This is a genomic window from Rhodococcus sp. NPDC003318 (assembly GCF_042879035.1).
In the GTDB taxonomy this organism is placed as follows: Bacteria; Actinomycetota; Actinomycetes; order Mycobacteriales; family Mycobacteriaceae; genus Rhodococcus_G.
The window spans coordinates 43398-65855 of sequence record NZ_JBIAOU010000026.1; the positions used below are offsets into that span (position 1 = coordinate 43398).

At 67.4% G+C, this 22458-nt stretch carries 22 protein-coding genes and 5 pseudogenes; 13 read left to right on the forward strand and 14 right to left on the reverse strand.

Annotation, left to right across the window (positions count from 1 at the left end):
• Positions 1–216: 216 nt before the first annotated feature.
• Complete coding sequence (locus tag ACFYVR_RS24775; RefSeq protein ID WP_387478323.1) at positions 217–894, forward strand: MspA family porin; 678 nt, start codon at positions 217–219, stop codon at positions 892–894.
• 1692 nt (positions 895–2586) lie between these two features.
• A complete protein-coding gene (locus ACFYVR_RS24780) occupies positions 2587–3276 on the forward strand; it encodes a hypothetical protein (RefSeq protein WP_387478326.1) in 690 nt (229 codons plus the stop codon).
• 33 nt (positions 3277–3309) lie between these two features.
• Here ACFYVR_RS24780 and ACFYVR_RS24785 read toward each other — a convergent pair whose 3' ends face one another.
• From ACFYVR_RS24785 to ACFYVR_RS24795, 3 genes and pseudogenes are all read right to left on the reverse strand, one after another.
• The gene (locus tag ACFYVR_RS24785; RefSeq protein ID WP_387478329.1) at positions 3310–3453 is read right to left on the reverse strand and encodes a hypothetical protein; all 144 of its coding nucleotides are present in this window, start codon (positions 3451–3453) and stop codon (positions 3310–3312) included.
• Positions 3450–3620: a hypothetical protein gene (locus ACFYVR_RS24790; protein ID WP_387478332.1), complete on the reverse strand. Its 171-nt coding sequence runs from the start codon at positions 3618–3620 to the stop codon at positions 3450–3452. Before ACFYVR_RS24790 ends, ACFYVR_RS24785 begins: the two co-directional genes overlap by 4 nt.
• A 258-nt stretch (positions 3621–3878) precedes the next feature.
• Positions 3879–4510 (reverse strand): annotated as a pseudogene (locus ACFYVR_RS24795) (WS/DGAT domain-containing protein); the annotation flags it as partial.
• A gap of 515 nt (positions 4511–5025) precedes the next feature.
• On the opposite strand from ACFYVR_RS24795, the gene ACFYVR_RS24800 reads away from it, so the two are divergent.
• Positions 5026–5280: a hypothetical protein gene (locus ACFYVR_RS24800; protein WP_387478335.1), complete on the forward strand. Its 255-nt coding sequence runs from the start codon at positions 5026–5028 to the stop codon at positions 5278–5280.
• Positions 5281–5594: 314 nt separating this feature from the next.
• On the opposite strand, the gene ACFYVR_RS24805 is transcribed toward ACFYVR_RS24800, so the two are convergent.
• Both ACFYVR_RS24805 and ACFYVR_RS24810 read right to left on the reverse strand, forming a co-directional pair.
• Positions 5595–5900: a DUF4193 domain-containing protein gene (locus tag ACFYVR_RS24805; protein WP_387478338.1), complete on the reverse strand. Its 306-nt coding sequence runs from the start codon at positions 5898–5900 to the stop codon at positions 5595–5597.
• A gap of 157 nt (positions 5901–6057) precedes the next feature.
• Positions 6058–6186, reverse strand: a pseudogene (locus ACFYVR_RS24810) (transposase); the annotation flags it as partial.
• Between the two features lie 467 nt (positions 6187–6653).
• Here ACFYVR_RS24810 and ACFYVR_RS24815 point away from each other — a divergent pair.
• Positions 6654–6869 carry a hypothetical protein gene (locus tag ACFYVR_RS24815; protein ID WP_387478340.1) on the forward strand — a complete coding sequence of 72 codons (216 nt, stop codon included), beginning with the start codon at positions 6654–6656 and terminating at the stop codon, positions 6867–6869.
• Positions 6870–7045: 176 nt separating this feature from the next.
• On the opposite strand, the gene ACFYVR_RS24820 is transcribed toward ACFYVR_RS24815, so the two are convergent.
• The 3 genes and pseudogenes from ACFYVR_RS24820 to ACFYVR_RS24830 all read right to left on the reverse strand — a co-directional run bounded on the left by ACFYVR_RS24820 (position 7046) and on the right by ACFYVR_RS24830 (position 9949).
• Positions 7046–8866 carry a hypothetical protein gene (locus ACFYVR_RS24820; protein WP_387478343.1) on the reverse strand — a complete coding sequence of 607 codons (1821 nt, stop codon included), beginning with the start codon at positions 8864–8866 and terminating at the stop codon, positions 7046–7048.
• 422 nt (positions 8867–9288) lie between these two features.
• The gene (locus ACFYVR_RS24825) at positions 9289–9417 is read right to left on the reverse strand and encodes a hypothetical protein (RefSeq protein ID WP_387478346.1); all 129 of its coding nucleotides are present in this window, start codon (positions 9415–9417) and stop codon (positions 9289–9291) included.
• Between the two features lie 204 nt (positions 9418–9621).
• Positions 9622–9949 (reverse strand): annotated as a pseudogene (locus tag ACFYVR_RS24830) (hypothetical protein).
• Positions 9950–11273: 1324 nt separating this feature from the next.
• Here ACFYVR_RS24830 and ACFYVR_RS24835 point away from each other — a divergent pair.
• Positions 11274–13850 (forward strand): bifunctional lysylphosphatidylglycerol flippase/synthetase MprF, encoded by a 2577-nt coding sequence (locus ACFYVR_RS24835; protein WP_387478349.1) that lies wholly within the window; start codon positions 11274–11276, stop codon positions 13848–13850.
• A gap of 278 nt (positions 13851–14128) precedes the next feature.
• Here the strand turns inward: ACFYVR_RS24835 and ACFYVR_RS24840 are convergent, their stop codons facing one another.
• Positions 14129–14302: a hypothetical protein gene (locus ACFYVR_RS24840; RefSeq protein ID WP_387478352.1), complete on the reverse strand. Its 174-nt coding sequence runs from the start codon at positions 14300–14302 to the stop codon at positions 14129–14131.
• Between the two features lie 111 nt (positions 14303–14413).
• Between ACFYVR_RS24840 and ACFYVR_RS24845 the strand changes: the two genes are divergently transcribed.
• Complete coding sequence (locus ACFYVR_RS24845; protein WP_387478355.1) at positions 14414–14791, forward strand: nitroreductase family deazaflavin-dependent oxidoreductase; 378 nt, start codon at positions 14414–14416, stop codon at positions 14789–14791.
• Between the two features lie 375 nt (positions 14792–15166).
• Here the strand turns inward: ACFYVR_RS24845 and ACFYVR_RS24850 are convergent, their stop codons facing one another.
• The 3 genes from ACFYVR_RS24850 to ACFYVR_RS24860 form a co-directional block, all read right to left on the reverse strand.
• A complete protein-coding gene (locus tag ACFYVR_RS24850; RefSeq protein ID WP_387478358.1) occupies positions 15167–15319 on the reverse strand; it encodes a hypothetical protein in 153 nt (50 codons plus the stop codon).
• On the reverse strand, positions 15300–15497 hold the full coding sequence (locus ACFYVR_RS24855) for a hypothetical protein (RefSeq protein WP_387478360.1): 198 nt from the start codon (positions 15495–15497) through the stop codon (positions 15300–15302). The genes ACFYVR_RS24850 and ACFYVR_RS24855 overlap by 20 nt, the downstream gene beginning before the upstream one ends.
• Before the next feature lie 430 nt (positions 15498–15927).
• Positions 15928–16557, reverse strand: coding sequence for a sigma-70 family RNA polymerase sigma factor (locus ACFYVR_RS24860; protein WP_387478362.1), 630 nt, complete (start codon positions 16555–16557; stop codon positions 15928–15930).
• Here ACFYVR_RS24860 and ACFYVR_RS24865 point away from each other — a divergent pair.
• The gene (locus ACFYVR_RS24865; RefSeq protein WP_387478364.1) at positions 16535–16864 is read left to right on the forward strand and encodes a hypothetical protein; all 330 of its coding nucleotides are present in this window, start codon (positions 16535–16537) and stop codon (positions 16862–16864) included. The genes ACFYVR_RS24860 and ACFYVR_RS24865 overlap by 23 nt on opposite strands.
• 182 nt (positions 16865–17046) lie before the next feature.
• Here the strand turns inward: ACFYVR_RS24865 and ACFYVR_RS24870 are convergent, their stop codons facing one another.
• The gene (locus ACFYVR_RS24870) at positions 17047–17856 is read right to left on the reverse strand and encodes an ABC transporter permease (protein ID WP_387478366.1); all 810 of its coding nucleotides are present in this window, start codon (positions 17854–17856) and stop codon (positions 17047–17049) included.
• Positions 17853–18779 (reverse strand): ATP-binding cassette domain-containing protein, encoded by a 927-nt coding sequence (locus ACFYVR_RS24875; RefSeq protein WP_387478368.1) that lies wholly within the window; start codon positions 18777–18779, stop codon positions 17853–17855. The genes ACFYVR_RS24870 and ACFYVR_RS24875 overlap by 4 nt, the downstream gene beginning before the upstream one ends.
• Before the next feature lie 288 nt (positions 18780–19067).
• Here ACFYVR_RS24875 and ACFYVR_RS24880 point away from each other — a divergent pair, with 288 nt between their 5' ends.
• The 6 genes and pseudogenes from ACFYVR_RS24880 to ACFYVR_RS24905 all read left to right on the forward strand — a co-directional run.
• The gene (locus tag ACFYVR_RS24880) at positions 19068–19598 is read left to right on the forward strand and encodes a DinB family protein (RefSeq protein WP_387478370.1); all 531 of its coding nucleotides are present in this window, start codon (positions 19068–19070) and stop codon (positions 19596–19598) included.
• A 76-nt stretch (positions 19599–19674) separates the two neighbouring features.
• A complete protein-coding gene (locus ACFYVR_RS24885; RefSeq protein WP_387478372.1) occupies positions 19675–20061 on the forward strand; it encodes an ArsR/SmtB family transcription factor in 387 nt (128 codons plus the stop codon).
• A complete protein-coding gene (gene arsB / locus ACFYVR_RS24890) occupies positions 20058–21158 on the forward strand; it encodes an ACR3 family arsenite efflux transporter (RefSeq protein ID WP_387478374.1) in 1101 nt (366 codons plus the stop codon). The genes ACFYVR_RS24885 and arsB overlap by 4 nt, the downstream gene beginning before the upstream one ends.
• A pseudogene (locus ACFYVR_RS24895) lies at positions 21158–21843 on the forward strand (arsenate reductase ArsC). The gene arsB and the pseudogene ACFYVR_RS24895 overlap by 1 nt, the downstream one beginning before the upstream one ends.
• A 45-nt stretch (positions 21844–21888) precedes the next feature.
• Positions 21889–22305 carry an arsenate reductase ArsC gene (locus tag ACFYVR_RS24900; RefSeq protein ID WP_104361923.1) on the forward strand — a complete coding sequence of 139 codons (417 nt, stop codon included), beginning with the start codon at positions 21889–21891 and terminating at the stop codon, positions 22303–22305.
• 37 nt (positions 22306–22342) lie between these two features.
• Positions 22343–22458, forward strand: a pseudogene (locus ACFYVR_RS24905) (thioredoxin-disulfide reductase); the annotation flags it as partial.

The following is a 22458-nucleotide window of genomic DNA, read 5'->3' on the forward strand; positions in this document are numbered from 1 at the left end:
AAACTGGTTGCTATGCAACGATATTCAGTCCAGTTGGTTGGGCCCTGTTACCTCGACTGTTACCTGTTCGACGCCTCCCGTGCGGTGGGTGTTACCAGATGGGTGTCACGCTCTGCCCGGGATCCACCACGGTCCCGACTCGAGCCACACTCCCGACAGTTCCGCTCGAATGCGCCCAGTGCACGAGAGCGCTCTTCCTCACGAGAGGGACACGACATGACCCAGGGCAACAGATCGATGCTGCGCCGGATCCTCTCCCCCGCGCGTACCGCCACCCTCCTCTCACTGGCCGCCCTCACCCTCGGGCTCGGCACCGGCACCGCCACCGCCGACGTCATCGCGATCGCCGACAGTTCCGCCACCAAGACCACGATCCTGGGCACGAACCTCGAGATCGTGCAGTCCGGGCAGTGGATCAACAACGTGATCCCGCTCAACGGCACCCCGTTCGACAAGGACGTCTTCTTCGGCGGCAACACCGCCGTCCACTCCAGCGGCGGTACCCCGATCACCTCGGGCACCGTCGACGTCGGTATCCAGGTCGGCTACATGATCGACGTCTCCAACGGCCTCTCGCTCGGAGGCAAGGCGGGCATCACCCCCCAGCAGGCCCTCGGCATCCCGGTCGGCGGACTGCCCACCCTGACGATGTCGCTGCAGACCCCGCTCGAGGCGAACTGGGTGGTCCCGATCCGGCCCGGCCAGATCGTCGCGATCTCCCTGAACAAGAAGACCCTCACCTCCGGCAACGGCAACATCAACCTCGACAACATCCACTTCCAGATCAACGGCGCGGCCGGTGTCGTGTCACTGCGGACCTACTCCCAGTGGACCGCCTCCACCAAGGAAACCGACGACGCGTTCGCCGTCTACGGCCCCCCGATCCAGCTCTGACCCCCCCCCGACGACCGATACCCGACCACAGGAGCATCCATGTTCGGCATCCTCGTTCTCCACGACATCGTCAAGACGCCCACCACCAGCCTCCTCGACGCCATCGTCCAGTCCATCCAGTGGGTCACAGGCTCGGACACCCAGACCCTCTGACCCCCGGCGCCCCGTGCTCGGGACAGCGCGGGGCGCCCGAACATGGGGACCGGGCACGTGGCGAGCGCACCACGCTCTGATCCGGCAGTACCGAGGCCAGTCACGGTGCGCCGTCGTGCGTTCGGCACCGATGTCTTCCTCCTGAGCGGCGGGGACGATCCGGTTCCGGCACCAAACGACCTCGGCCATCCGCTGGTGGACAGCGCGTTGGGGCCGCCCCGCGAGGCACGGCCGATCCGGCCATGCGGGGCGCACCACCCCTCGTCGGTGTTGAAATCCGCGATTAAACTACTTTCTTTAGGGTGAGAACGCCCCTCTGGTTCTCATCCCTCGGGCCGCGACCTGCGGACGAGCAATCACTTCGAGGGGCCTGATCCGGGGGGACGAGCCGGATCCGTGTCGTCTTCGGCCTGTTCGCCGGTCCGACGGCTCCCCAGCACCGACGCGGCGACCAGCGCATCAGCGCGCGCCGACGGAATCGCAGCAACACCAGCGTCGCAGGAGATGTCCAGTGCACCAATGCTGTGGAACCGTTGGTCGGAAACTCCGCGGCGAATGTGAGTACTACGAATGCGATTCCGGCGATCATGAGTCCCCGGCCGGCGCGTCCGCCGAAGCGCAGCAGGGGATGTTGATGCGGCCGAGGGCTTACACACCCGAGTGATCTGCCCGACTCACGCCCGCAAATAGGGGTAGTCGTGAGATCGCTGTCCCCGATCGTCACCAGGATCGACAGGTGAGCGTGGTCATCGACCGCCGTTGGCCGTTCCGGCGCACCCCACCCGTGCAGTGAGTGCAGCCTTCACCTAACGTGTGGTGCGGCGTGAGAACAACCCCCCGGTTCTCACCCACACGGGCACCACGCCCGATGTTGAGTACAAGGCTCCTGGAGCTCCCTCCCCCCACGGTCTCCAGGAGCCGCTCTCTTCCCCCGCATCCCGCGAATCCACCCTCAGGATCCGATACACACTCGCATCGTAAAACCAATGCCTCCGGCTCGCGTCTCCTGAGCAATGCCCGACGTCCTCGGCAAAACCCCTGCGCCCCTCCCCCGCCAACGACGCCGACCTCGACGGCCGTCAACTGCGGCCGCAGGCACTGCCCGCCACGATCAACCGTGTGAGCACCGTTGGCTCTCACTGAACGCTCCGAGACCGAGGCGCGCACCGCTCTGCGTCTGGGGACCCGTTAGGTGCCTGAGCCCTAACGGGTCCCCAGACGCTTCGAGAGGTAGATGGATCCCGGTCGCGTGGTGGACCCGGATGTGTGTTCGGACGGACAGCCGGGTGTGGACGCCGAGCACTCGGCGGTCCATCGCGGGCCTCACCGGGACCCAGCCGGCCGATGGCCGACTCCAGTGTCAACGGTGTGGTCCGTTTGCGCGACAGACAACTTCAGGACGACACCATAAGCTGCCAGTCACCTCAGGTCAGGGCGTCGTCGTGGGCAGTCAGTACGTCGAAGGCAGTGTGCAGGTTCGTCGCCTGCCGAGGCTCGGCAGCGGGACTCTGCCGCTTCGAAGGGGTCTAGATTCCAGGTATGGGCGAGCCGGTGTCGACGGCGGCCGGTGAGTTGGCGCACCGGCTCGGCCGCATCGAGGCCGCCCCGGGCTCGGACACCGAGGTCGCGGACCGGATGCTGCGGGCGTCGCGCCTGTCGCTGCGCGGGACCGTCGTCCAGCTCATCCACAGCGCTCTCGACCACCTGGACCTGGCAGGCCGGGACGCCGGCCCCCACGAGTTCGCACACCCGACCCTGGTCCGCTCCGCCATCACGACCGCGGCCACCGCGCTGTGGCTCATGGCCGGCCCGGTCGACGAACGGTGCTATCGCACACTGCAGTTCGGCTACCGCGACCAGGTCTACCGCGGTCAGTACCTGAAGGCGTGCCGGGCCGGATCGCGCCAGCGCATCGCCGACGCGCGTCGCGCGGAGCTGCTGGCCGCCGCCCGTGAGCTGCGGCCCGGGGTAAGTGAGCGCCGCTTCCACGCCATCAACTCGGACAGCTTCATTGTCGCCCAGGCCGGCCTGCTCATGCCGCCGGATGCGCTCGGCGGCCCCGACCCGGCGGTGGAGGTGCTCACCCAGTGGAACCTGCTCAGCGCCTACGCGCACGGCCGGAACTGGGCCGCCGAGGAGGCGGATGGCCGGATTGACAGCGCCGAGGTCGCCCTCGCGGTGGCGGAGGCAGCGGTGACGCGACTCGAACGGCTAGGCGTCGCGCGCTGACACAGGCGGCGCCCGGTCGGGGCGACTGTCGGTCTATCCCTGCCACCGCAGCAACTGTGCGACCACGCGGAACGAGCGGTGGCCGTCCCTGTCCCGCCGGGAGGTGGCCTGGAGCATCGCGGCGCCGCCGATCCCGACGCCCAGCACCGCCAACAGTTGTGCCACGTTGGTGTTCACGCCGACTTCCTCTCGGGTGATTCGTGCGGGGCGGGTGCCGGAGCGTCCGCGTACATGGCTTCGATGCTGACCTTGATCTCCGCGGTGCTCATCGAGCTGCCGTGGGTGGTGGTGCGGCCGGTCGTCGGGGTCGGCGCCGGGTGCACGTGCGCATCTTCTACTGTCATCGAATTCTGTTCCACCGCCGAGCGTTTTCCCGGCATAGCCCGGTCAGATCATCAGTGCGGCGAGGCCGACCGCGACGACGAGGGCCGCGATCAGCGCGGACAGGGCGATCGAGCCGGTCAGCGCGAGGGCCGGGGGCGGCGGCCGGCACGGCCGCCCCGCCGCGATCGCGCACGATGCCCGTAAACGGGCATGGATCGGGTTCCGGGTCGGGTGCGTGGTCGGACAGGAGTGCCCTTCTGTTCCGGTTCCGGATTGCTCTAGAGGCCGACGGCGTGTTCGATGGCACCGAGTTCGGTGTCGAGGTGATCGAGCATCGGTGCCAGGTGGGGCAGGCTGCGGCAGCACCCGGTGAGCCCGAACGCGATCACGTCGTCGGTGCTGGTGCAGGTGATGTTCAGCGCCTGCCCGTTGACCGGAATCGACAGCGGATACAGCGCGGCCATCCGGGCACCGTTCCAGTACAGCGGCGCGGTCGGTCCCGGCACATTGGAGATCATCACGTTCGCGGGACGCCGGGGCCCACCGAGCCCGAACATGCCCAACGCCAACGGGACGGTGCCGAGCGCACTCACGGCCAGCACCTGGGTGCGGCTCATCGCGGCCAGCGCGTCATTGCCCTCGGTCATCGAGGCGCGCACCGTCTCGAGACGACGTGCCGGGTCGTCGAGATGTGTACCGAGGTTGCACGAGAGCATCCCGATCCGGTTGCCCGCCCCACCTTCTCGCCCCTCGCCCCGCAGCGACACCGGCACATCGCGATCAGCGGGTGTTCGGGCAGCGCACCGAGCGCCCATGAACGCGCGCAACGCACCCGAACACATCGCCAGGAGCACATCATTGCGGTGGCGTCCGCGCACTTGGCGACCAGCCGCAGCCGCTCGAGCATGTTCCGCCGCACATCCAGATGGTCTCCCCATCCGATTCGCTGCGGACACGGTCGCGGTGTCCCCGATTGCCGCACAGCGGGCGCTCGATACGCTGGCGACACGACCGGCTAGCTGGTGGCGCTCGCTGAAATTCGCTGAGCATCATCAGTGTCACCAGACATAGCAGCAGCTCGCAGGTGTGCTCGCGTTCCCGCGTTCACATGGAGTCGGCGCTTCAATCCCACGGAGCATCCTCGCGTAGGTGCAGTCCTGCCTTGTGCCGGATCCGGCATTGCACTCCGGCTCCGCCGTTCCTGCACGGCAAACGCATCGACGTTGGGAGCAGTCGGCGGACACCCGGCACGACGCGCCGAGCCGGGCCCGCAACTGGCAACAACGCGCCCCCCGACAGTGACAGAAATCAGCTCACCCTCGTCCCACGCTCGCGACTTGCCCACAGGAGTGCGCACAATATAGGCGTGTAACCGGCGCTGCCCACCCACAGCACGTGGAAGTGCAGCCGCAGAAGGAGTTCACGATGAATCTGAAGAAGACCGCGGTGGGAGCCGTGATCGCCGGTGCGCTGGGTCTCACCGCACTCGGACTCGGCACCGGCACGGCAACCGCTGATCCCTGGCCGCCGACGATTCCCGGTATCTCGATACCCGACCTGATTCCACCGCCCGGACAGCTGGGGCAGCTGCCGTTCATCCCACCACCGGGGCAGCTGGGCCAGCTGCCGTTCGTGCCGCCACCCGGACACTGGGACAAGCCGTGGAAATGGTTCCGGTGAGTCACTTCGGGAACCGGTGACCTCACCAGATCGCCGCCGTGCCATGGGCAAGGCGTCCATCATCGTGGCCAGAGCCCGCTCACACTTCGCAAGTCGTCCCAGTCGGGCGCTCGCGACGCAGGTGACGGTGTCCCCGAGCGGTACCGAATACGCCCGGCGCGGGGACTCATTCCCTCGAATCGGCGGCGAGCCCCGTCGACTCACCCCCATCAGCCGGCGGGGATTCTCGGATGCGCACCGTTCCCGATCATGATCGTCAGGCGCCCCGGTCGACCGGATCACGGGCCACGATGTGACGAACGACCGCCGACAGTTCAGCCGCCAGCGCAGTCCAGACAGATCATCTGCCCGTCGGCGGTGTCAGCGAGGCGACTGCGGTGATGGACGAGGAAGCAACTGGTGCAGGTGAATTCGTCCGCCCTCTTGGGAATCACCCGAACCGTCAACTCCTCCCCGGACAGGTCGGCGCCGGGCAACTCGAAGGACTCCGCGGTATCCGCCTCCTCGGCGTCGACAACCGCCGATTGCGATTGGTCCTTCCGGGCCTTCAGCTCGTCGAGCGAGTCTTCGGCCACCTCGTCGAGATCGGTCTTCCTGGGTGAGTCGTAGTCGGTGGCCATGACCCCTTCCCCTTTCTGCGTCCTTCCCGGCCCCGCACCGTCCGCCGCGGGGCCGGTGGTAGGTCAACGCTCCGATGTCGTGTTTTGTGCCCGCAATCCATCCAGACCAGGAAAATCGTCACAAACCACTCAAATTGGTTCACCGGCGATGACGGCATCGACCTTCGATCCACTCGTCGTGTTGTTCGGCGAGGACGGCCCCGACGAGGCAGATCAGGGCGCCGTGGTCCGGGAAGATCCCGACCACACCGGTTCCGCGCCGGACTTCCTTGTCGAGGCGCTCCTGCGTTGTCGGACCGGACTTGCCGCCGGACAGGTTGCCATACCGGACGATCCTCCTTGCTTCAGCACCCGGCCGACTCGGTCGGTTCGTAACTCTGCCCCGGACGTACTCGGCGGCATGAGTGTTGATGTAGCGGTAGAGCGTGGCGCGGCTGAACCCGAGAACCGCGGCGATCTGCCTTCGGGGTGCCAGCCTCGAGCATCTGCTTGACCGCCCTCGCCTTCTCCGGGGTGATCTTCGGCGGCTGGCCGCCGACACGCCCCCAGGCTCGCGCGGCTTCCAGGCCGGCGAGCGTGCGCTCGCGGCCAGGGGGGTTACCGGTTACGGTGGGCGACGCCGCGGAATGCGACGCGCAATGCAGTGACAACGCGACAATCCCCCTCGGACATCACCCCTTGAACCGAGAGATCCTCCCCATGAACCTTCAACCCAAACCCGGGCGACGACGACGATTCTCGGTCGGGGCCAGGGTGAGAACCCCCCACTCACTCGACCCGCAACTCCCCGCAGACCAGTGGCCCCTCGCCTCCGGTGTGATCGTGGACGAGTTCGACGTGGGCGCGATCAGCGCGCGGTCGTACGGACGCGATTGGGCCCACCCGCGGAGATGGGCGATCGCCCTCGACGACGGACATCTGATCTTCCGCGACAACGAAGACCTCGACGACGACCTCGATCACGAATGAGCCCCGCCGACAACGGCGTCGGGGCGACGAGACCGTGATCGGTGTCGACCCCCACAACTCCACTCATCCCGCAACTGCCTGCCGCGCCAACGGCCTGGTCGCCGTGGTCCACTGCCGCCCGTCACCACCCCATGGTCAACACCAACAACAACCCGAAAACCTGCCTGGGCAGACAGCTAGCCGAGCGCTTTGGCCGCGGTCCCGGCCTCGCTGTGCGCGAGGTCCTTGTCGCCGGCAGTGACGGCTCGAGGTGCGAGCCCATTGTCGATGACGAACTGCATCAGTCGCTCGAGTGAGTCCTTGACTTCCTGCAGCGCGATCAACCGTGTGGACTTGACGTCGCTGAACGCGGTGAGTCTGTTGATCTGTGCGGAGACCTGTGTTTCCACGTCCGCGAGTTGGTACCAGAGATTGGCATCCGTCGGCAGATCCAGAAGCTTGCGCGCGTGCTCAACAGTCACTCGCAGCATAAAGGTTCTCAGGTCGAGTGCCGGACGGTCACCTTCTCCACCACCGGCCACTGCGGTCGCCGCGATCGCCGCACCGGTCCCGGCGAGTCCGCCGAGCAGCGCGAGCCCGCCAACCATGCCACCGGGTCCCAACGCAGCCAAACCGCCGGTGATGGCGGCGGCCCCGGCAGCAGTGGCCGGGGCCGCGGCGATCAACCCGATGGGTCCCGCAGCGAGGAGGGCCACGCCTGCCGCGGCAGTGAGTACACGTCCCCACGGGACGCCGCCGCGGCGGTTCAGGGACTTCTGCACTTCTTCGACGGCGCGAACCACCTTGATTCCCACATCCGGGCTCAATCCCATGGCGATGGCGACGTCGGGGAGGGCGCGCATGGGTGCTCGGTCGACGTCAACCTCGTAGGGGTCGACTGCATTGGTGAGGGCGAGGACGACCAGCTCGCTGACCGCCTCGTGCAGTTCCCAGCGGTGCGGCACCGGGGGGAGGACGCCATCGACGAGCTGGTGCAACTCGCTGGCCAGGGGCTGTTGACCGATGGTGGCGAGTTCTTCGATCTCGGCGACGATCTGATCCTGCCGAAGGCAAAGCGCCCCGGCGTAGCGGGCGGCGGCTTCCTGGTTCTTGATGTGCCGGGCGACGGCATGACCGTAGTGGAGCAGCAGCAGGATCGAGGCCTGGGCATCGGTCAGCCGTACCGCGATTCCCGACCTGGCCAGGACCAGCCCCTTGGACGGACGCACGATCTCAGCGACCAGGCCTGCCACCGCGGGGTGGCCGAGGTGTTTGCTTGCGAGGTGTTCGCGTGCGCCGATGTCGACGACGAAGTCTTGCGCGGCAGGGAAGGTCGTGGCCAGGCCTCGTCCGCCGGTCACGATGTCGGTGGGGTTGAAGAAGTTGGACCAGTCGTCGACGCGGGCGTAAGGGAAGCGTTTGAGGAGTCGCTCGCTTCCCTGGTGAAGGGAGGGCGTGCCGGCGGGACTGCCGATGGTGATGAAGCGCCGCACATGGACACGCTCGGGGAGGTGATCGAGCAGGTCGATCGCGATGACACTGCCGAGGCTGTGCCCGATCAAAACGATCTCGTCGCCGTAGTCCTGGTCCAGCAGGAATCGGAGGACCGCGCCGCGTAGGCCCTCATTACGTACGTAGCGGCGCACCTGGCCCAGATTGGACAACGAAACATGTCCGATCAGGAGCTTCTGCGTGGCGTTGAATGCCCCCTCGGGCACAACATGCACGCCTGGCCCCGCCGGGGTCGCCTTGAGCCCGAGGGTCCTCTCGATCCGTGCCTGCCGCCGCGCGAATGCCAACCGCGCTGCAGTGTCGTCCTTGACGCGGTAGGTCGTCGGGGGCGGCTTCGCGTTGATCCCGTCGGTGAACAGGATCGAGCTGTAGCGCGGGGCGAGGGTCTCGGAAGGATCAAGTGGATCGTGACCGGACTGCGTCAAACCACGATTGAGGCCGTCCAGCCAGCCAGCCTGCGGGTCACCATCCCCGATCCCGTGCAGGAACACGACCTTCGCCGCCACTGCCTCACTCCTTGCTGGTCATACGCCGAATCGACGTGCAGAAACCACCGCAGCGGTCGACACAAGGTCGCTGTCACCACGATTCGGTTGCCAAGCCTGCCCACCAGACGTGCCGGTCCCGGGCGGACATGCCGTTCGGGGGTTCGGCGCCGGCCGTGCGCGATGGCGTCACACGGCGAGCCCGTGAGGGCATCGCCGCTGCGGGCCGGGCCTCTCTCAACCATGTTCGGGGTTACCGGGCAGGGGCCGCCCGCTCGGTCCACGGTGGGAGGCCCCGGCGTTCACAGACCGTACGAGTGTCGGGCTCGATGTGCACGCACGATCGGTTGCTGCGGCGGCAATCGACGGCGCGATCGTCGTCTGGTGGACGCCATCCTGGTGCACAGAACCAAGGGATGTCCCCCCGGGGGGTGCAGCGCCGGTCAGCTGAAGGCGGCGAGTGCGCCGATCAGGCCGAGTGCCGCACCCACGCCGCCGATGACGGCGCCGAAGCCGCTGACGACCGGTTGAATCTTCTTGATCATGGCGAGGTCTGCCTGAGAGGAACCCATTTTCTCTTCCTTTGTTCGATTTCCATCGGCTCGGTGCCGTGGTCTTTGACGTCTCGACTGCCTGTGGAGGCGAGGCGATGACTGGCAGGGCTACGGCATTCGACGTGGACCTGCCTGGTGCGTGGAGCGCGCGCCGCGTCGGGCACGACTCCGCTGCGGTCGGGTGGGGTTGTCTTGTCTCGACCGTGGGGTCGGTGTCGGCGGTTACGCGTACTCGTCGGCGAGCGCGGCGTAACCGAAACGGGCAGCGCGGTCCAGGGCGTGCCAGGCGACCTCGTAGCGTTTGACGGTCACCTCGTCGGCGTCCGCGAGGAGGGCCCCCAGCAGGGAATGCGGATTGTGCTGCCAGGCGTGCGCGGCGTGCGCGACGGCGCGGTTGGTGAACAGACCCGACTGGGCCAGTGCACGAATCCACTCGTCGACATCACCGCGATGGATGCGTTCGACCGAGTCGTGATCGTATCTCTGCGACGAAGTCGTGGGAGAACGTCGCGGTGACATAGTCGCCACAGGTGAGCAGTTCTGCCTTCATCGGTACGGGCGCCTTCCCTGATGTCGCCGCGAGCGGTTCCGGTCCGACTGGTGACTGTGAGCCGGTGTCGGAGCAGCGGAACCATGGTGCGCGGTGTGTGTTAGGTCACATGCTTCGCGACTGCAGGGCTGGGGGCATCGGTGGAAACACCCGGGGGCATACCTGTCTTCTGGCTCGCGTGGCCGTCGTCCGGGCGTGGTGATGTGACCAGTCGAGACGTCGGGGACCAAGCGAACATGGTCGCCACACACTCAGCCGGACGAGATCGGGAGTCGGCCGATGCCGGGAGGACGGCACGTTCTGTTGACCCGTCTCGACCTGACCTACGTCGCGGACATGCCCGACCTGGGGCACGAACCCACGACTCGCGCCGAGGCAATGCATCAACGTGCTGACCTCACTGCTATCTGGCTTCACCTCGATCCGGATCACCGCGAAACGCTGATCAACCGGCGCCACTGCCGTCATTGCGAACCCGGGCAACCAACGTTCGACATCGCCTGGCGGCATCTGCAGCCACGGCCGCATCCTCGCCGGTCGACTTGCCGAGATGACAGAGAAGGGCGATCCGGCCAAGCCGGTTCGACAGTGGCGCACCACGGCCGGATGGACCATCCCCCCGGATCTTCGACGTCCGGACCACACACGAGACGTCGACGGGTCCCGCTGTCGCGGACGGAGGATTACCACACATTTCAAATACCGCACCTCTACCAGCCCTCTGGATGCCCCGCGACGACCGGAAGCGGGTGTGCGGCTGGACCGGTAATGCGCTTGCGCCAAGAGGAATCTTGGCCCAATCCGTGATGTACAACGCATGACCGATATACGATTGTGATGTTCATCACGTTTTACTGATACCGCTGGACACGCCAACCATGCCGGAACCACAGGCTTGGCGCCGCCTCGCCCCCACACGGGTGTGGCAGAGGAAGACAAGGACACCGCTTGAACAACCCCGCACCCTGCCTGGCCTCGGTCCCCGTCGGCCCGTCTGGCCGTCGGACGATCTGTCCGGGCAGGGACCCCCGCCCTCAGCAGTTGCCGCCTCAAAGGCCTTCGACGGAGGCGACTCGGCGCTCACGCGGATCGAACCGACGGACCTGGACGAGGCGGCTGCACTGTCGTGTCACCGCGGGGTGTTTGTCGCTGACAGAAGAGATTTCGAATGCGGACCGGCGGCCGTCAAGGCTTGTCGGGCGGCCAGGGCCGCGGGAATGGACCTGCGCTACGTGCACCCACCCGGCGGTCACGAACTGTGCGTGTGGGTGATCGGACCGGCCGACCCGTTGGGACGGCTGACGCAGAAATCAGGGATCGCGGCATGACCTCGACGGGGCCGAGTCCGGTGCCGAACCAGGCAGCCGTGCCCAGCGCGGCAACCCGCCTGACCGGGCTGATCCGAACCGGAATCTCGCGAGCCCCGGTGAGCATTGCGATCGCACTGTCCATCTGGGTCGTCGCATTGCTGACCGGCAGCCTCCTCAACGGCCCCGACCGCGACCTCGCGGGCAGGATCGGCATCGGGTTGCGCGCCGTCGAGGACGGTCACCTGTGGACGGTGCTCACCGCCGGGTTCTTCACCCCCGGCGCGGGAGGTCACTTGCTGGCCACCGCCACCATCCTTGCCGTCGCGGTCCCGGTCGAGCGCACCATCGGATCCACCCGATTCGTTCTCGGCGCGGTCGTCACCGGGATATGCGGAACCGCAACGGCATTGGGACTGGTTGTCCTGATCGCGCCGCTGCACACCGTATGGGGCGCACACCTTCAACACACCGTCGCGATCGGCCCCGGACTCTGGCTCGTTGGCGTCGTGACCGCCGCAAGCGCGGCGATGCCCACCCTGTGGCGGCGCCGAGTCCGGGTCGGCGTGTTCGTCCTGCTCGCCACACTGGCCCTCTTCGGCGGTCAACTCGACGATCTGATCAGGCTCTGCGCAGGAGTCGCCGGCCTCATCCTCGGCCCGCAACTACTGCCACAGTCGGGGGACGCAGTATCGCCGAGGCCGACAATGCGCGAGAAACGCGTCCTGGTCGCAATCGTCGTCGCCGCGAGCGTGATCGGCCCGCTGCTGGCGGCGATCTCACCATCGGCTGTCGGCCCACTCTCCGCCCTGCGCAACCTCTTCACCTCCCCCGGGGTCGACGCCACCCAGGTTCGGGCGCTGTGCGCGACGCCGGGCCTTGCCCTCGAATGCCGCCACGGTCTGCGGAACCTGCAGCTGTCCGGAGCCGGCCCGACGATGCTGATGGTGATGCCGACCGTACTGATGCTGGTGCTCAGCGACGGCCTTCGGCGCGGCCGCCGACTCGCCTGGTCGACGGCGTTGTTCATGACCTCTGCACTGCTGGTACTCGGGGTCAGCGTCACCACGGTCAGACACCTCCGCCACTCCCACCTCGGCCACCTCGGTCAGGTCGTTCGCACCCCGCTGAGCCTGGCTCTCGAGCTGCTCCCGTTCGCGGCGATGCTGGTGGTCGTGCTGGTCCTGCTGGCGACCTCGAGACTGTTCACGGTCGCGACACCGAGAGTCGCCCACCGACGAACGGTGCGCTCGGCCATCGCCACCCTCGTCGTCCTGGCCGCTGCCTACGTCATTTCGGGTGCGGCGATGCGAGGCGGTTTCGACCGGCCCCCCAGTGCCGCAGAGCTACTGCTCTCGTTCCCACAGCGTCTGGTCCCTCCGGTGTTCCTCCAGTTCGCCACGCCCGGATACCTGCCCACATCCGTGCCCGCGACGATCGTGTACGACTGGATCGGTGTGTTCTTCTGGATCGTGGTCGGCTTCGTGTTGCTGTCGGCCTTCCTCACCCCACCCGACGTCGAGCCGGTGGGGGCACGCACCCGGGCCCGGAACCTCGTGCATCACAACGGCGGCGGCCCACTGTCCTGGATGACGACCTGGTCGGGTAACCGCTACTGGTTCGCCGCCGACGGTGCCAGCTTCGTCGGATATCGCGTGGTCGCCGGCATCGCGCTCACCACAGGAGATCCGGTGGGTCCACCGGCCTCGCTGCAGCACAACATGAAAGAGTTCGCCGAGTTCTGCACCCACAACGGGTGGACCCCGTGCTTCTATTCCGCCTCCCCACGAGTCGCCGAAACCGCACACCGGATCGGCTGGAGTGCCCTCCACATCGCCGAGAACACCATCCTCGAACTCGACGAACTGAGCTTCTCCGGCAAGAAGTTCCAGGACATCCGGACCGCGATCAACGCGGCGAAGAAGAGCGGCGTGCACGCGGAGTGGGTCTCCCTGGCCACGGCACCACGGGTCATCGTCGACCAGATCACCGCCATCTCGAAGGGATGGATCGCGCAGCGGGGGCTGCCGGAGATGGGCTTCACGCTCGGCGGACTGACGGAGATCTCCGATCCCGAGGTGCGCGCTCTGATCGCGATCGACGACGACCGCACCGTGCACGCGGTGACCTCGTGGCTGCCGGTCTACGAATGCGGACAACCCGTCGGATGGACTCTGGACGTGATGCGACGCCGATCGCACGGATTCAAGCCGAGCATCGAATTTCTGATCGCCTCGGCCGCGCTGCTCTTCAAAGAGGAGGGAGCCAGATTCCTCAGCCTGTCCGGCGCCCCCCTGGCCAGGGTGACACAGAACCCCGCGGACGGGAATGCACCCGGGCAGGACAGTCGCGTCGACGCGGCACTCGAGTGGGTCCTCGACGCAGTCGGACGCGCACTCGAACCGGTCTACGGATTCCGCTCCCTGCTGGCATTCAAGTCCAAGTTTCAACCGAGGTACGTCCCCCTCTACCTCGTCTTCCCCGATCTCGCCGCGCTGCCGAGCATCGCCAACGCCGTGTCGCGCGCATACCTGTCCGAATCCTCACTCCGCCAGCAGCTACACGTCGCACGGAAATTGTTGCGCATCGGTTGAACTCGGAGGACACCGTTCGTGCGGCGTTAGCATCAACGCCCCCGCCTTTCCGTGCACAGCCAGAACCCGGGGTACGCAGAAACTCCGCGTGGTCGCACACCCCGGCCGGGGCTCACCCTCTGCGGCGAGGGGGATAGACCTGCGCAGCCGAAAGGGCCCACGACGCGCCTCGGGCGTTGTCACTCACGGTTTCTGCGGGGTGACCGCTGTAAATGGCCCTTTTACGCACCATCGTCGGGAAACCTGCAAGCAGAGCGTTTTCCGGCGCGGGGAGGGTCTCACGGCCGGGATCTGCCGTGGTCCGGACCGTCGCCCAATCGTCGGCCGGCGTCGTTGCGGGCGACGGGCTCATCGGGCTCGGCCAGCTCGAAGTAGGTGCTGGTGGTGTCGAAGAACAGCAGGTCCACCTTCGAGGTTTCAGCAGGGTGGGCGAGTGGCGGATCCGCCATCATTGCGAGACACGATGGTCTCGAATGCCCGGTCAACGCGGTCGACCGGGGTGATGATCGATCGTGAGGGCTGCCGTGCGGTCCGCTTCGTTATCGAGGTGACAGGAGACCGGAGTGCTCCCACGACAGCTGGCCAAGTTCAACCGACTCATCACGAACCGCACCTACGGCCGACTCGCCGGCCACGCGCCGTGGATGGGGATCGTCGTCCACCGAGGGAGAAGGTCACGCCGGGAGTACCGCACTCCGGTCAATGTCCACCCATTCGCGGATGGCTACCGAATTTCACTCGACTACGGCCCTGAATCCGATTGGGTTCAAAACGTCGTCGCTCAGGGCGGCTGCTCGTTGGTGACCCGCGGAAAGATTGTCGAACTCGTTGCACCACAAGTCATTCAAGACACCGAGGCGAACTGGGCACCGACCGCCGCACGTCGCATCCTGGAGAAAGTGGGCTCGGGCTACTACCTGCAACTACGGTACGTCGATTGAGCACTCACAACTGCGGGCTGCCTGGCGATCCGATTGGTGATAGTCGGCACCACTCGTTCGCACGTCTCGGCACTGGGTCGGTACTTCCCACCCGCTCCGCATCGTGGTGCCGACTGAGGAATGCCATGGCAGCTGAGACAGAATGCGGTGGCCACACCTCGAGACAACTTAGAAACGTGCAGGTCGCAGCTTCTTGAGACGTCATCGGCAGCGAGACCCTACAGCTCCGATCAGGGTGCGCCGCAGGCGTACTGCGGCCGCCCGCAGCCGCAGACCGAACCGACACCTGCCGGGACCACAGACCACGCGCGGCACCCGGCGCCGTGCCCTGGCAGGACGACGCGCGCCGGTGCGCGGCCCTGCCAGGAGAGGCAGTCAGTCGAGCGGGACCGACTCCGACGAGGCATGTCCGGCGATCACCTTCTCGACATCGGTCAGCTCGTAGCCGTTCACGGCAAGCAGCCCGAGACAATCACCGGCTCCTCGTGGACCGCTGCGCCGCGCATCATCAGCCAGCCGGGCTTCCATCGCCGCCACGCGAGCGCAAGGTGATGACCTGGGCGCGGGTTTCGCCGGCCTCGATCGCCATCTCCCGCACCCCACCCCGTGTGTCGAGAGCCTCGATACCGAGTAACACGGCGAGGTGGTCGATGGCATGAAACTCGGCGAGCCGGTACAGGTCGGATGCCAGGGTCGCCGCGCCCACATGCACACGCGCGCCGCAGGATTCTTTCCAGCGAGCAGGGTCTGCAGAGCGAGTCTGCCGCGACGGGCCGGTATGCGTCCTTTCCCGTTCTCCCCCGTCTGATCTGGTACCCATCCCCACGGATCAAGGAGTCACCATGACCAACCCGAACGAGTTCGAGAACCCGGTAGCGGATCGGACGGACGCAACACCGCAGGCTGCGGCGCCCACGTGTTGCAACACCGAACGGCAGATCACGTGCTGCGATCACAGTGAGAAGTCGACGTGCTGCGGTCCGGCGGCGACGGCCGGAGGATGCGGCTGCCGGTAACCCGCATCCGGCAACACGGCGGTGCGGTGCGGTGCGAGCGAATATGGGCTCGCACCGCACCGCTGTCCGTGTGTGGTGACAGGTGACAACCGGGCACCCTGCCGGAACCCGCGTGCCGGTCTACTGGTCCGACGGTGGGGTGGCTCCGCAGGAGCAGGATCCGCCGCGGGGCTGGTAGTCGTGCACATGGCCGGTGCGGTCCTGGCTGATCTGACAGCAGGCATGCAATCGGGACTGGAGGGCAGCGCGGCCACGTTGGACGCGGGATTTCATCCCGGACACCGAGATTCCCGCCTCGCTGGCGGCGGCGGCGTGGGTGCGGGCGTCGAGGTCGACCATCTTCACCGCCGCGGCCTGTTCGGCGGGCAGCCCGGAGAGCATCGGCACCAGGCAGGAGGCGAGTTCCTTCTCCGCCGCCTCGTCGGCGTCCGGGTCACCGTCGGCTGGATCGTCGGGGACGGCGTCGACCGGAAATTCGCGGCGATGGGGCGCGGACCGGTAGTAGTCGGTGATCGCGTTGCGCGTGATGGCGTACATCCACCCCAGGAGCCGGTCCTGATCGCGCAGATTGTCCAGGCTCGTGGCCATCCGCAGGAACACGATCGACAAGATGTCGTCGGCGTCCTCGAGTCGGGAGACCCTTCGGGCGATGAAGCCCCGCAGGTCGCCCGAGAAGCGGCGCCAGAGCTGCTCGAGATCAGCTGGTTCCGGCCGTGGTGTCGTCGCGGTGGTCGCCGTGTCCTCGCTCATGATCCTGTGGTTCCTCTCCGTCTCCAGCATCCCCGCCCGACGGCGCGGTGGCGAGCCCCTTGGCGGCGTCCTTTCACAGGTACGGACGGCGGTGACCGCGGGCGGACGCACCCTGCGTCCGTATCCGGGGTGCCTCGTCTGTATGGGTGTCGATGTCGATTCCGGGTTTCCCGGTTCGACGTACCAGCAGAAGCGCGATGAGGAGGTGAGAGCGATGCTGACCACACATCTGTTGTCGGACCTGACCAGCGAAGAGGTCGATCTGGTCGTGGCCGAGGAACTGCATCTGCTCGACGCCGCCGCATGAGCGCCGTCAACGCCCGCACCGGGCCTATCCGCTGACCACAGGACACCAGAGGTGCCCCTACCCTCTCGCAGGGTAGGGGCACCACAGGAGTGCCCGGCGACGGGCGAACAGCACATACGCAAAACCCGCCCTGCCCTATCCCTTCCGTGCCGAGGGAGAGGGCAGGGCGGGTCCATCGTCGTTCAGCGGCCGCGCGCCGGCCGAATCAGTCGGGCGAGGACGGGGACGGCGGTCACCAGCGCCCACAACCCGATCGCCGCGACCAGGGCAGCGACGTCGTCCCCGACGGTGGCGGTGCCGAGCACATGTCCGCGCAGGGCGTCGGTGGCGTGCGCGACCGGATTCACCGTCGCCATGGCCTGCATCCATCCGGGCATGGTCTCGATCGGTGCGAACGCACTCGAGACGAACATCAGCGGCATCATCACCATCATCCCGGCGAACTGGACCACGTCCGGACGGCACAACCGGTCCCCGATCAGCCCGAACAACGCGCTCATCGCCCCCGCCAGCACCACCAGCACAATGACCGCGGCGACGGCATCGACGGCGGTGCCGTGGAAGTCGAAACCCAGGATTACGGCGGCGATCCCGAGCAGCGCAGCGCGGGCGAGGGTGAACACGGCCTCGTTGAGGGTACGGGCCGCCCCCGGCAACGCCGCCCGCATCGGCAGGGCCGCGAAGCGGTCGTGGAGGCCGTTGGTGTGATCGATCGCAGCGGACACTCCGGCGTTGGTGCCTGCCATCACGGTGGAGACGGCGAGCATCGCCGGAGTGAGGAAGTCGATGTAGCTGACCCCGGCCGGAAAACCCGGTCCGGCGGCGACGCTGCGGAAGACCTGACTGAACAGCACCAGCATCGCCATCGGCATGGTCAGCGAGAACATCAGCAGCTGCGGGACGCGGGCGCTGGTGCGCAGGTTCCGGACGGTGAGGGCGGCGAGCTGGTTCCCGATCGGGGACCGCCCGATCAGGGGCGTGGTGGTGGTCATCGGTGGGTTCCGGTGGTGTGGGCGAGGTGGGTGAAGACATCGTCGAGGCTCGGGGAGGTCACGTCCAGGTCGGTGACCTCGATGCCGCCGCGGTGCAGGTCGGCGACCAGCGCGGCCGCGGCGGTCGCGTCGTCGACGGTGACCGACACCCGGACCCGGTCGCCGTCGACCCGGTCCGTGTCCGGGATGAACGGCAGAACGGCGAACTGACGGGCGGGGATGGTCGCGCTCAGGACCTTGCCGCCGACGATCCGTTTCAGCTCGGCGGGGGTGCCGCGGGCGGCGACCCGGCCCCGGTTCAGGACGACGATGTGGTCGGCGAGCCGGTCGGCTTCGTCGAGGTACTGGGTGGTGAGCACGACGGTGGTACCCGCGGCGGTGAGTTCGTCCACGACGTCCCACAGCCCGGCGCGGGCAAGGGGGTCGAGACCGGTGGTCGGCTCGTCGAGGAACAGCACCGACGGGGACCCGACGAGGCTGGCGGCCAGATCGATGCGGCGGCGAGAGCCCCCGGAGAGTTCCCCGACCCGCCGGGTCGCGTACTCGTGCAACCCGAGTCGGTCGATCAGCGCGTCGGCCTGCGTCCGGGCGGTGCGGCGCAGTCCGGTCAGGCGGCCGATCAGCTCCAGGTTCTCTCGGGCGGTGAGGAATTCGTCGAGTCCGGCGTATTGGCCGGTCACCCCGATCCGGCGTCGGACCTCGGTGGCGCCGGCGACGACGTCGAGGCCCTCGATCTGCACGCGGCCGATGGTGGGACGCACCAGGGTGGTGAGGGTGCGGATCAGGGTGGTCTTGCCGGCACCGTTGTGGCCGAGCACCCCGAGCGTGGTCCCGGCAGATGCGGTCAGGTCGACGCCGTCGAGGGTCCACGTTTTGCCGTAGGCGACATGGAGATCCTCGACCACGACGGCCGGGGCGCTCATCGCACACCCCCGAGGTGGTCTCCGGCGTAATCGGTGGACGGGTGGGTGGTCATCGGAGGGTCCTCTCGGATGAAGATGCTCCCACCCGGTGGTGGGTGGGAGTCCGCTACCTCAGACGAACCAACCGCGAGTTGGACGCACCAGCCGCCGAATCGGGTGGATCGAACGCGGGCGAGCCGCCCGACCAGGTGCCGGGCGCCGCGGCCCACCCCGCGCAGCAACGCAATCCCACGGCGGACAATGAGTCGAACTGCAGTGGACCGCAGCGGCGCGGCGGAAGGATGCGTCATGCCCGAGGGTCAACCGGTGGACCGGGGCGCGATCGCCGCCGACCTCGAACGGGCCCGGCGCTCGCTGCACGAACTCCTGGGCCGTGCGTCCGCGGAGGATTTCGATCGCCGCTCGAACGGCACCCGCTGGACCAACGAACAGTTGCTGTTCCACATGGTGTTCGGCTACATGGTCGTGCGCCGGCTGCTCCTGCTGATCCGGGTCCTCTCTCGGTTGCCCTACGGTGCGAGCCGCCGGTTCGCCCGCGCACTCGACGCCGCCACCCCGGTGTTCGACGAGGTCAACTACCGAGGCTCCGCCCTCGCGGCCCGCGTCTACGACCGCCGCCGGATGGGCAGACACTTCGACCGCATCATCGCCTCCCTCCAGCGCCGCCTCGCGCGGGAGACCGACGCCGACCTGCACCGCGGCATGCACTTCCCGGTCCGATGGGATCCGTTCTTCACCGACTACATGACCGTCGAACAGCTCTACCGCTACCCCCGCCGGCACTTCGACTTCCACCGCCGCCAGCTCACCCTCGACTGAAACCCCCGGGCGACCCGCTGCTCCGTTCATCCACTGTTCGTTTGCAGCCTGATTCGACCTCTGTCAATATCGATGCATGTCGAATCAAGGTCCGCAGGATGACGGTGCGTGCTGCTCGCCGCTGGTACGCGAGCCCCTGACCGAGGACTGGGCGGGGGATCTGGCCCGGATGTTCAAGGCGCTGGGGGATCCGGTGCGCCTGCGTCTGCTCTCACTGGTCGCCTCCCACGCCGGCGGTGAGGCGTGTGTGTGCGACATCTCCGGGTCGTTCGACCTGTCGCAGCCGACGATCTCCCATCACCTGAAGGTGCTGCGCGAGGCCGGTCTGTTGGACTGCGAACGCCGCGGCACCTGGGTCTACTACTGGGTGATCCCGTCCGCGCTGCAACAACTCTCGGCGGTTCTGCTGACCGAGGGTGAACCCGCGGCGGCGTCGGCGCAGTGCACGGAGGTATCGGCATGAGCGAGACAACCACCGCCACCGAACATCCGGCCGTCGTCGGGAAACTCTCCACCCTGGACCGGTTCCTGCCGGTGTGGATCGGCGTCGCGATGGTCGCCGGGCTGCTGCTCGGCAGGGGGATCCCCGGCCTCGGGGACGTCCTGTCCGCGGTGGAGATCGACGGCATCTCACTGCCGATCGCCCTCGGCCTGCTGATCATGATGTACCCGGTGCTCGCGAAGGTCCGCTACGACCGCCTCGACACCGTCACCGGCGACCGCAAACTCCTGATCGGGTCACTCGTGCTGAACTGGGTGCTCGGCCCGGCCCTGATGTTCGCCCTCGCCTGGATCTTCCTCGCGGACCTGCCCGAGTACCGGACCGGGCTGATCATCGTCGGCCTGGCCCGCTGCATCGCGATGGTGATCATCTGGAACGACCTCGCCTGCGGCGACCGCGAGGCCGCCGCCGTGCTCGTGGCGATCAACTCGGTGTTCCAGGTCGTCATGTTCGCCGCACTCGGCTGGTTCTACCTCTCCGTCCTGCCCGGCTGGCTGGGGCTCGAACAGACCACCATCGACACCTCACCATGGCAGATCGCCAAATCGGTACTCATCTTCCTCGGCATCCCCCTGCTCGCCGGGTTCCTCACCCGCCGCTACCGCGAGAAGGCCAAGGGCCGCGAGTGGTACGAGTCGACGTTCCTGCCGCGGATCGGGCCGTGGGCGCTGTACGGACTGCTCTTCACCATCGTGATCCTCTTCGCCCTGCAGGGTGACCAGATCACCTCCCACCCGTGGGACGTCGTGCGCATCGCGATCCCACTGCTGGTGTACTTCGCGGTGATGTGGGGCGGCGGATACCTCCTCGGGGCAGTGATGGGCCTCGGGTACGAGCGCACCACCACACTCGCGTTCACCGCGGCGGGCAACAACTTCGAACTCGCCATCGCGGTCGCGATCGCCACCTACGGCGCCACGTCCGGACAGGCACTTGCCGGAGTCGTCGGGCCGCTGATCGAGGTCCCCGTCCTCGTCGCGCTGGTGTACGTCTCGCTCGCGCTGCGTAAACGCTTCACCCCCACCACCAAGGTTTCCGTGCCACTCAAGGAGTCCTGATGTCCGATCAGTCGCTCGACGAGGAATTAAGCACCCACGATCACCGGCCGCAGCCGGAACTGCTGATGCCGCAGGCGGTCCTGTCCCGCACGGCCGCGGATCTGGCCGCCCGATACACCGGGGTGTTCTCCCCGCAGACGGTGGAGCGGTACGTCTTCGAGTCCTACACAGCGCTGCGGCGGACGTCGAAGGTGCACACCCACCTGACCACGCTGGCGGGCCGGTTCGCCGCCGACCGACTGTCCGCGTTGGCCCAATCACAGGGCGCGGCACCGAAAACGGTGCCGGAGGTGCTGTTCGTCTGCGTCCACAACGCGGGCCGCTCGCAGATGGCGGCCGCGCTGCTCGACACCACGGCCTCGGGCGGGTGCACGTCCGCTCCGCCGGGTCGGCGCCCGTCCACGCAATCGCCCCGATCGTGGTCGAGGCGATGACCGAGATCGGGATCGACCTCGGTACCGAGTTTCCCAAGCCGCTCACCGATGACGTCGTCGCGGCCGCCGACGTGGTGGTGTCGATGGGCTGCGGCGACGCGTGTGCGGTCTACCCGGGCAAGCGCTACCTGGACTGGACGCTCGACGACCCGGAGGGACAGCCGATCGAGCAGGTCCGCCGGATCCGCGACGACATCGACGCCCGGGTTCGCGGCCTGCTCGGCGAGCTCGTACCCACCGCCACCGCCTGACCAACCTTCCCGTCCGACCGACTTCCTCTTCGAAAGGGACCGTGCATGTCCACCACCCCGAGTGTGCTGTTCGTCTGCGTCCACAACGCCGGCCGATCCCAGATGGCCGCTGGCTTCCTCACCGCGCTCGCCGGCGATCGGATCGAGGTCCGCTCCGCCGGCTCCGCACCCGCCGACCAGGTAAACCCGGCCGCAGTCGAGGCGATGGCGGAAGTCGGGATCGACATCTCCGCCGAGAACCCGAAGATCCTCACCGTCGACGCGGTGCAGGCCTCCGACGTGGTGATCACCATGGGCTGCGGTGACACCTGCCCGATCTTCCCCGGCAAGTCCTACCGCGACTGGGTCCTCGAGGACCCGGCCGGTCAGGGCGTGGAGGCGGTCCGCCCGATCCGCGACGAGATCAAGTCGAAGGTCGAGGCGCTGATCGCCGAGTTGACCGCCCAACCTGCCACCCGCTGACCACCTGAATCCGATTCCGCCCGAAAGGATTTCCTGCATGAGCGCGCCGACGTCGGCTCACGAACTGATCATCATCGGCTCCGGACCCGCCGGATACACCGCCGCGGTCTACGCCTCCCGCGCCGAACTGAAGCCGCTGCTGTTCGAGGGCAC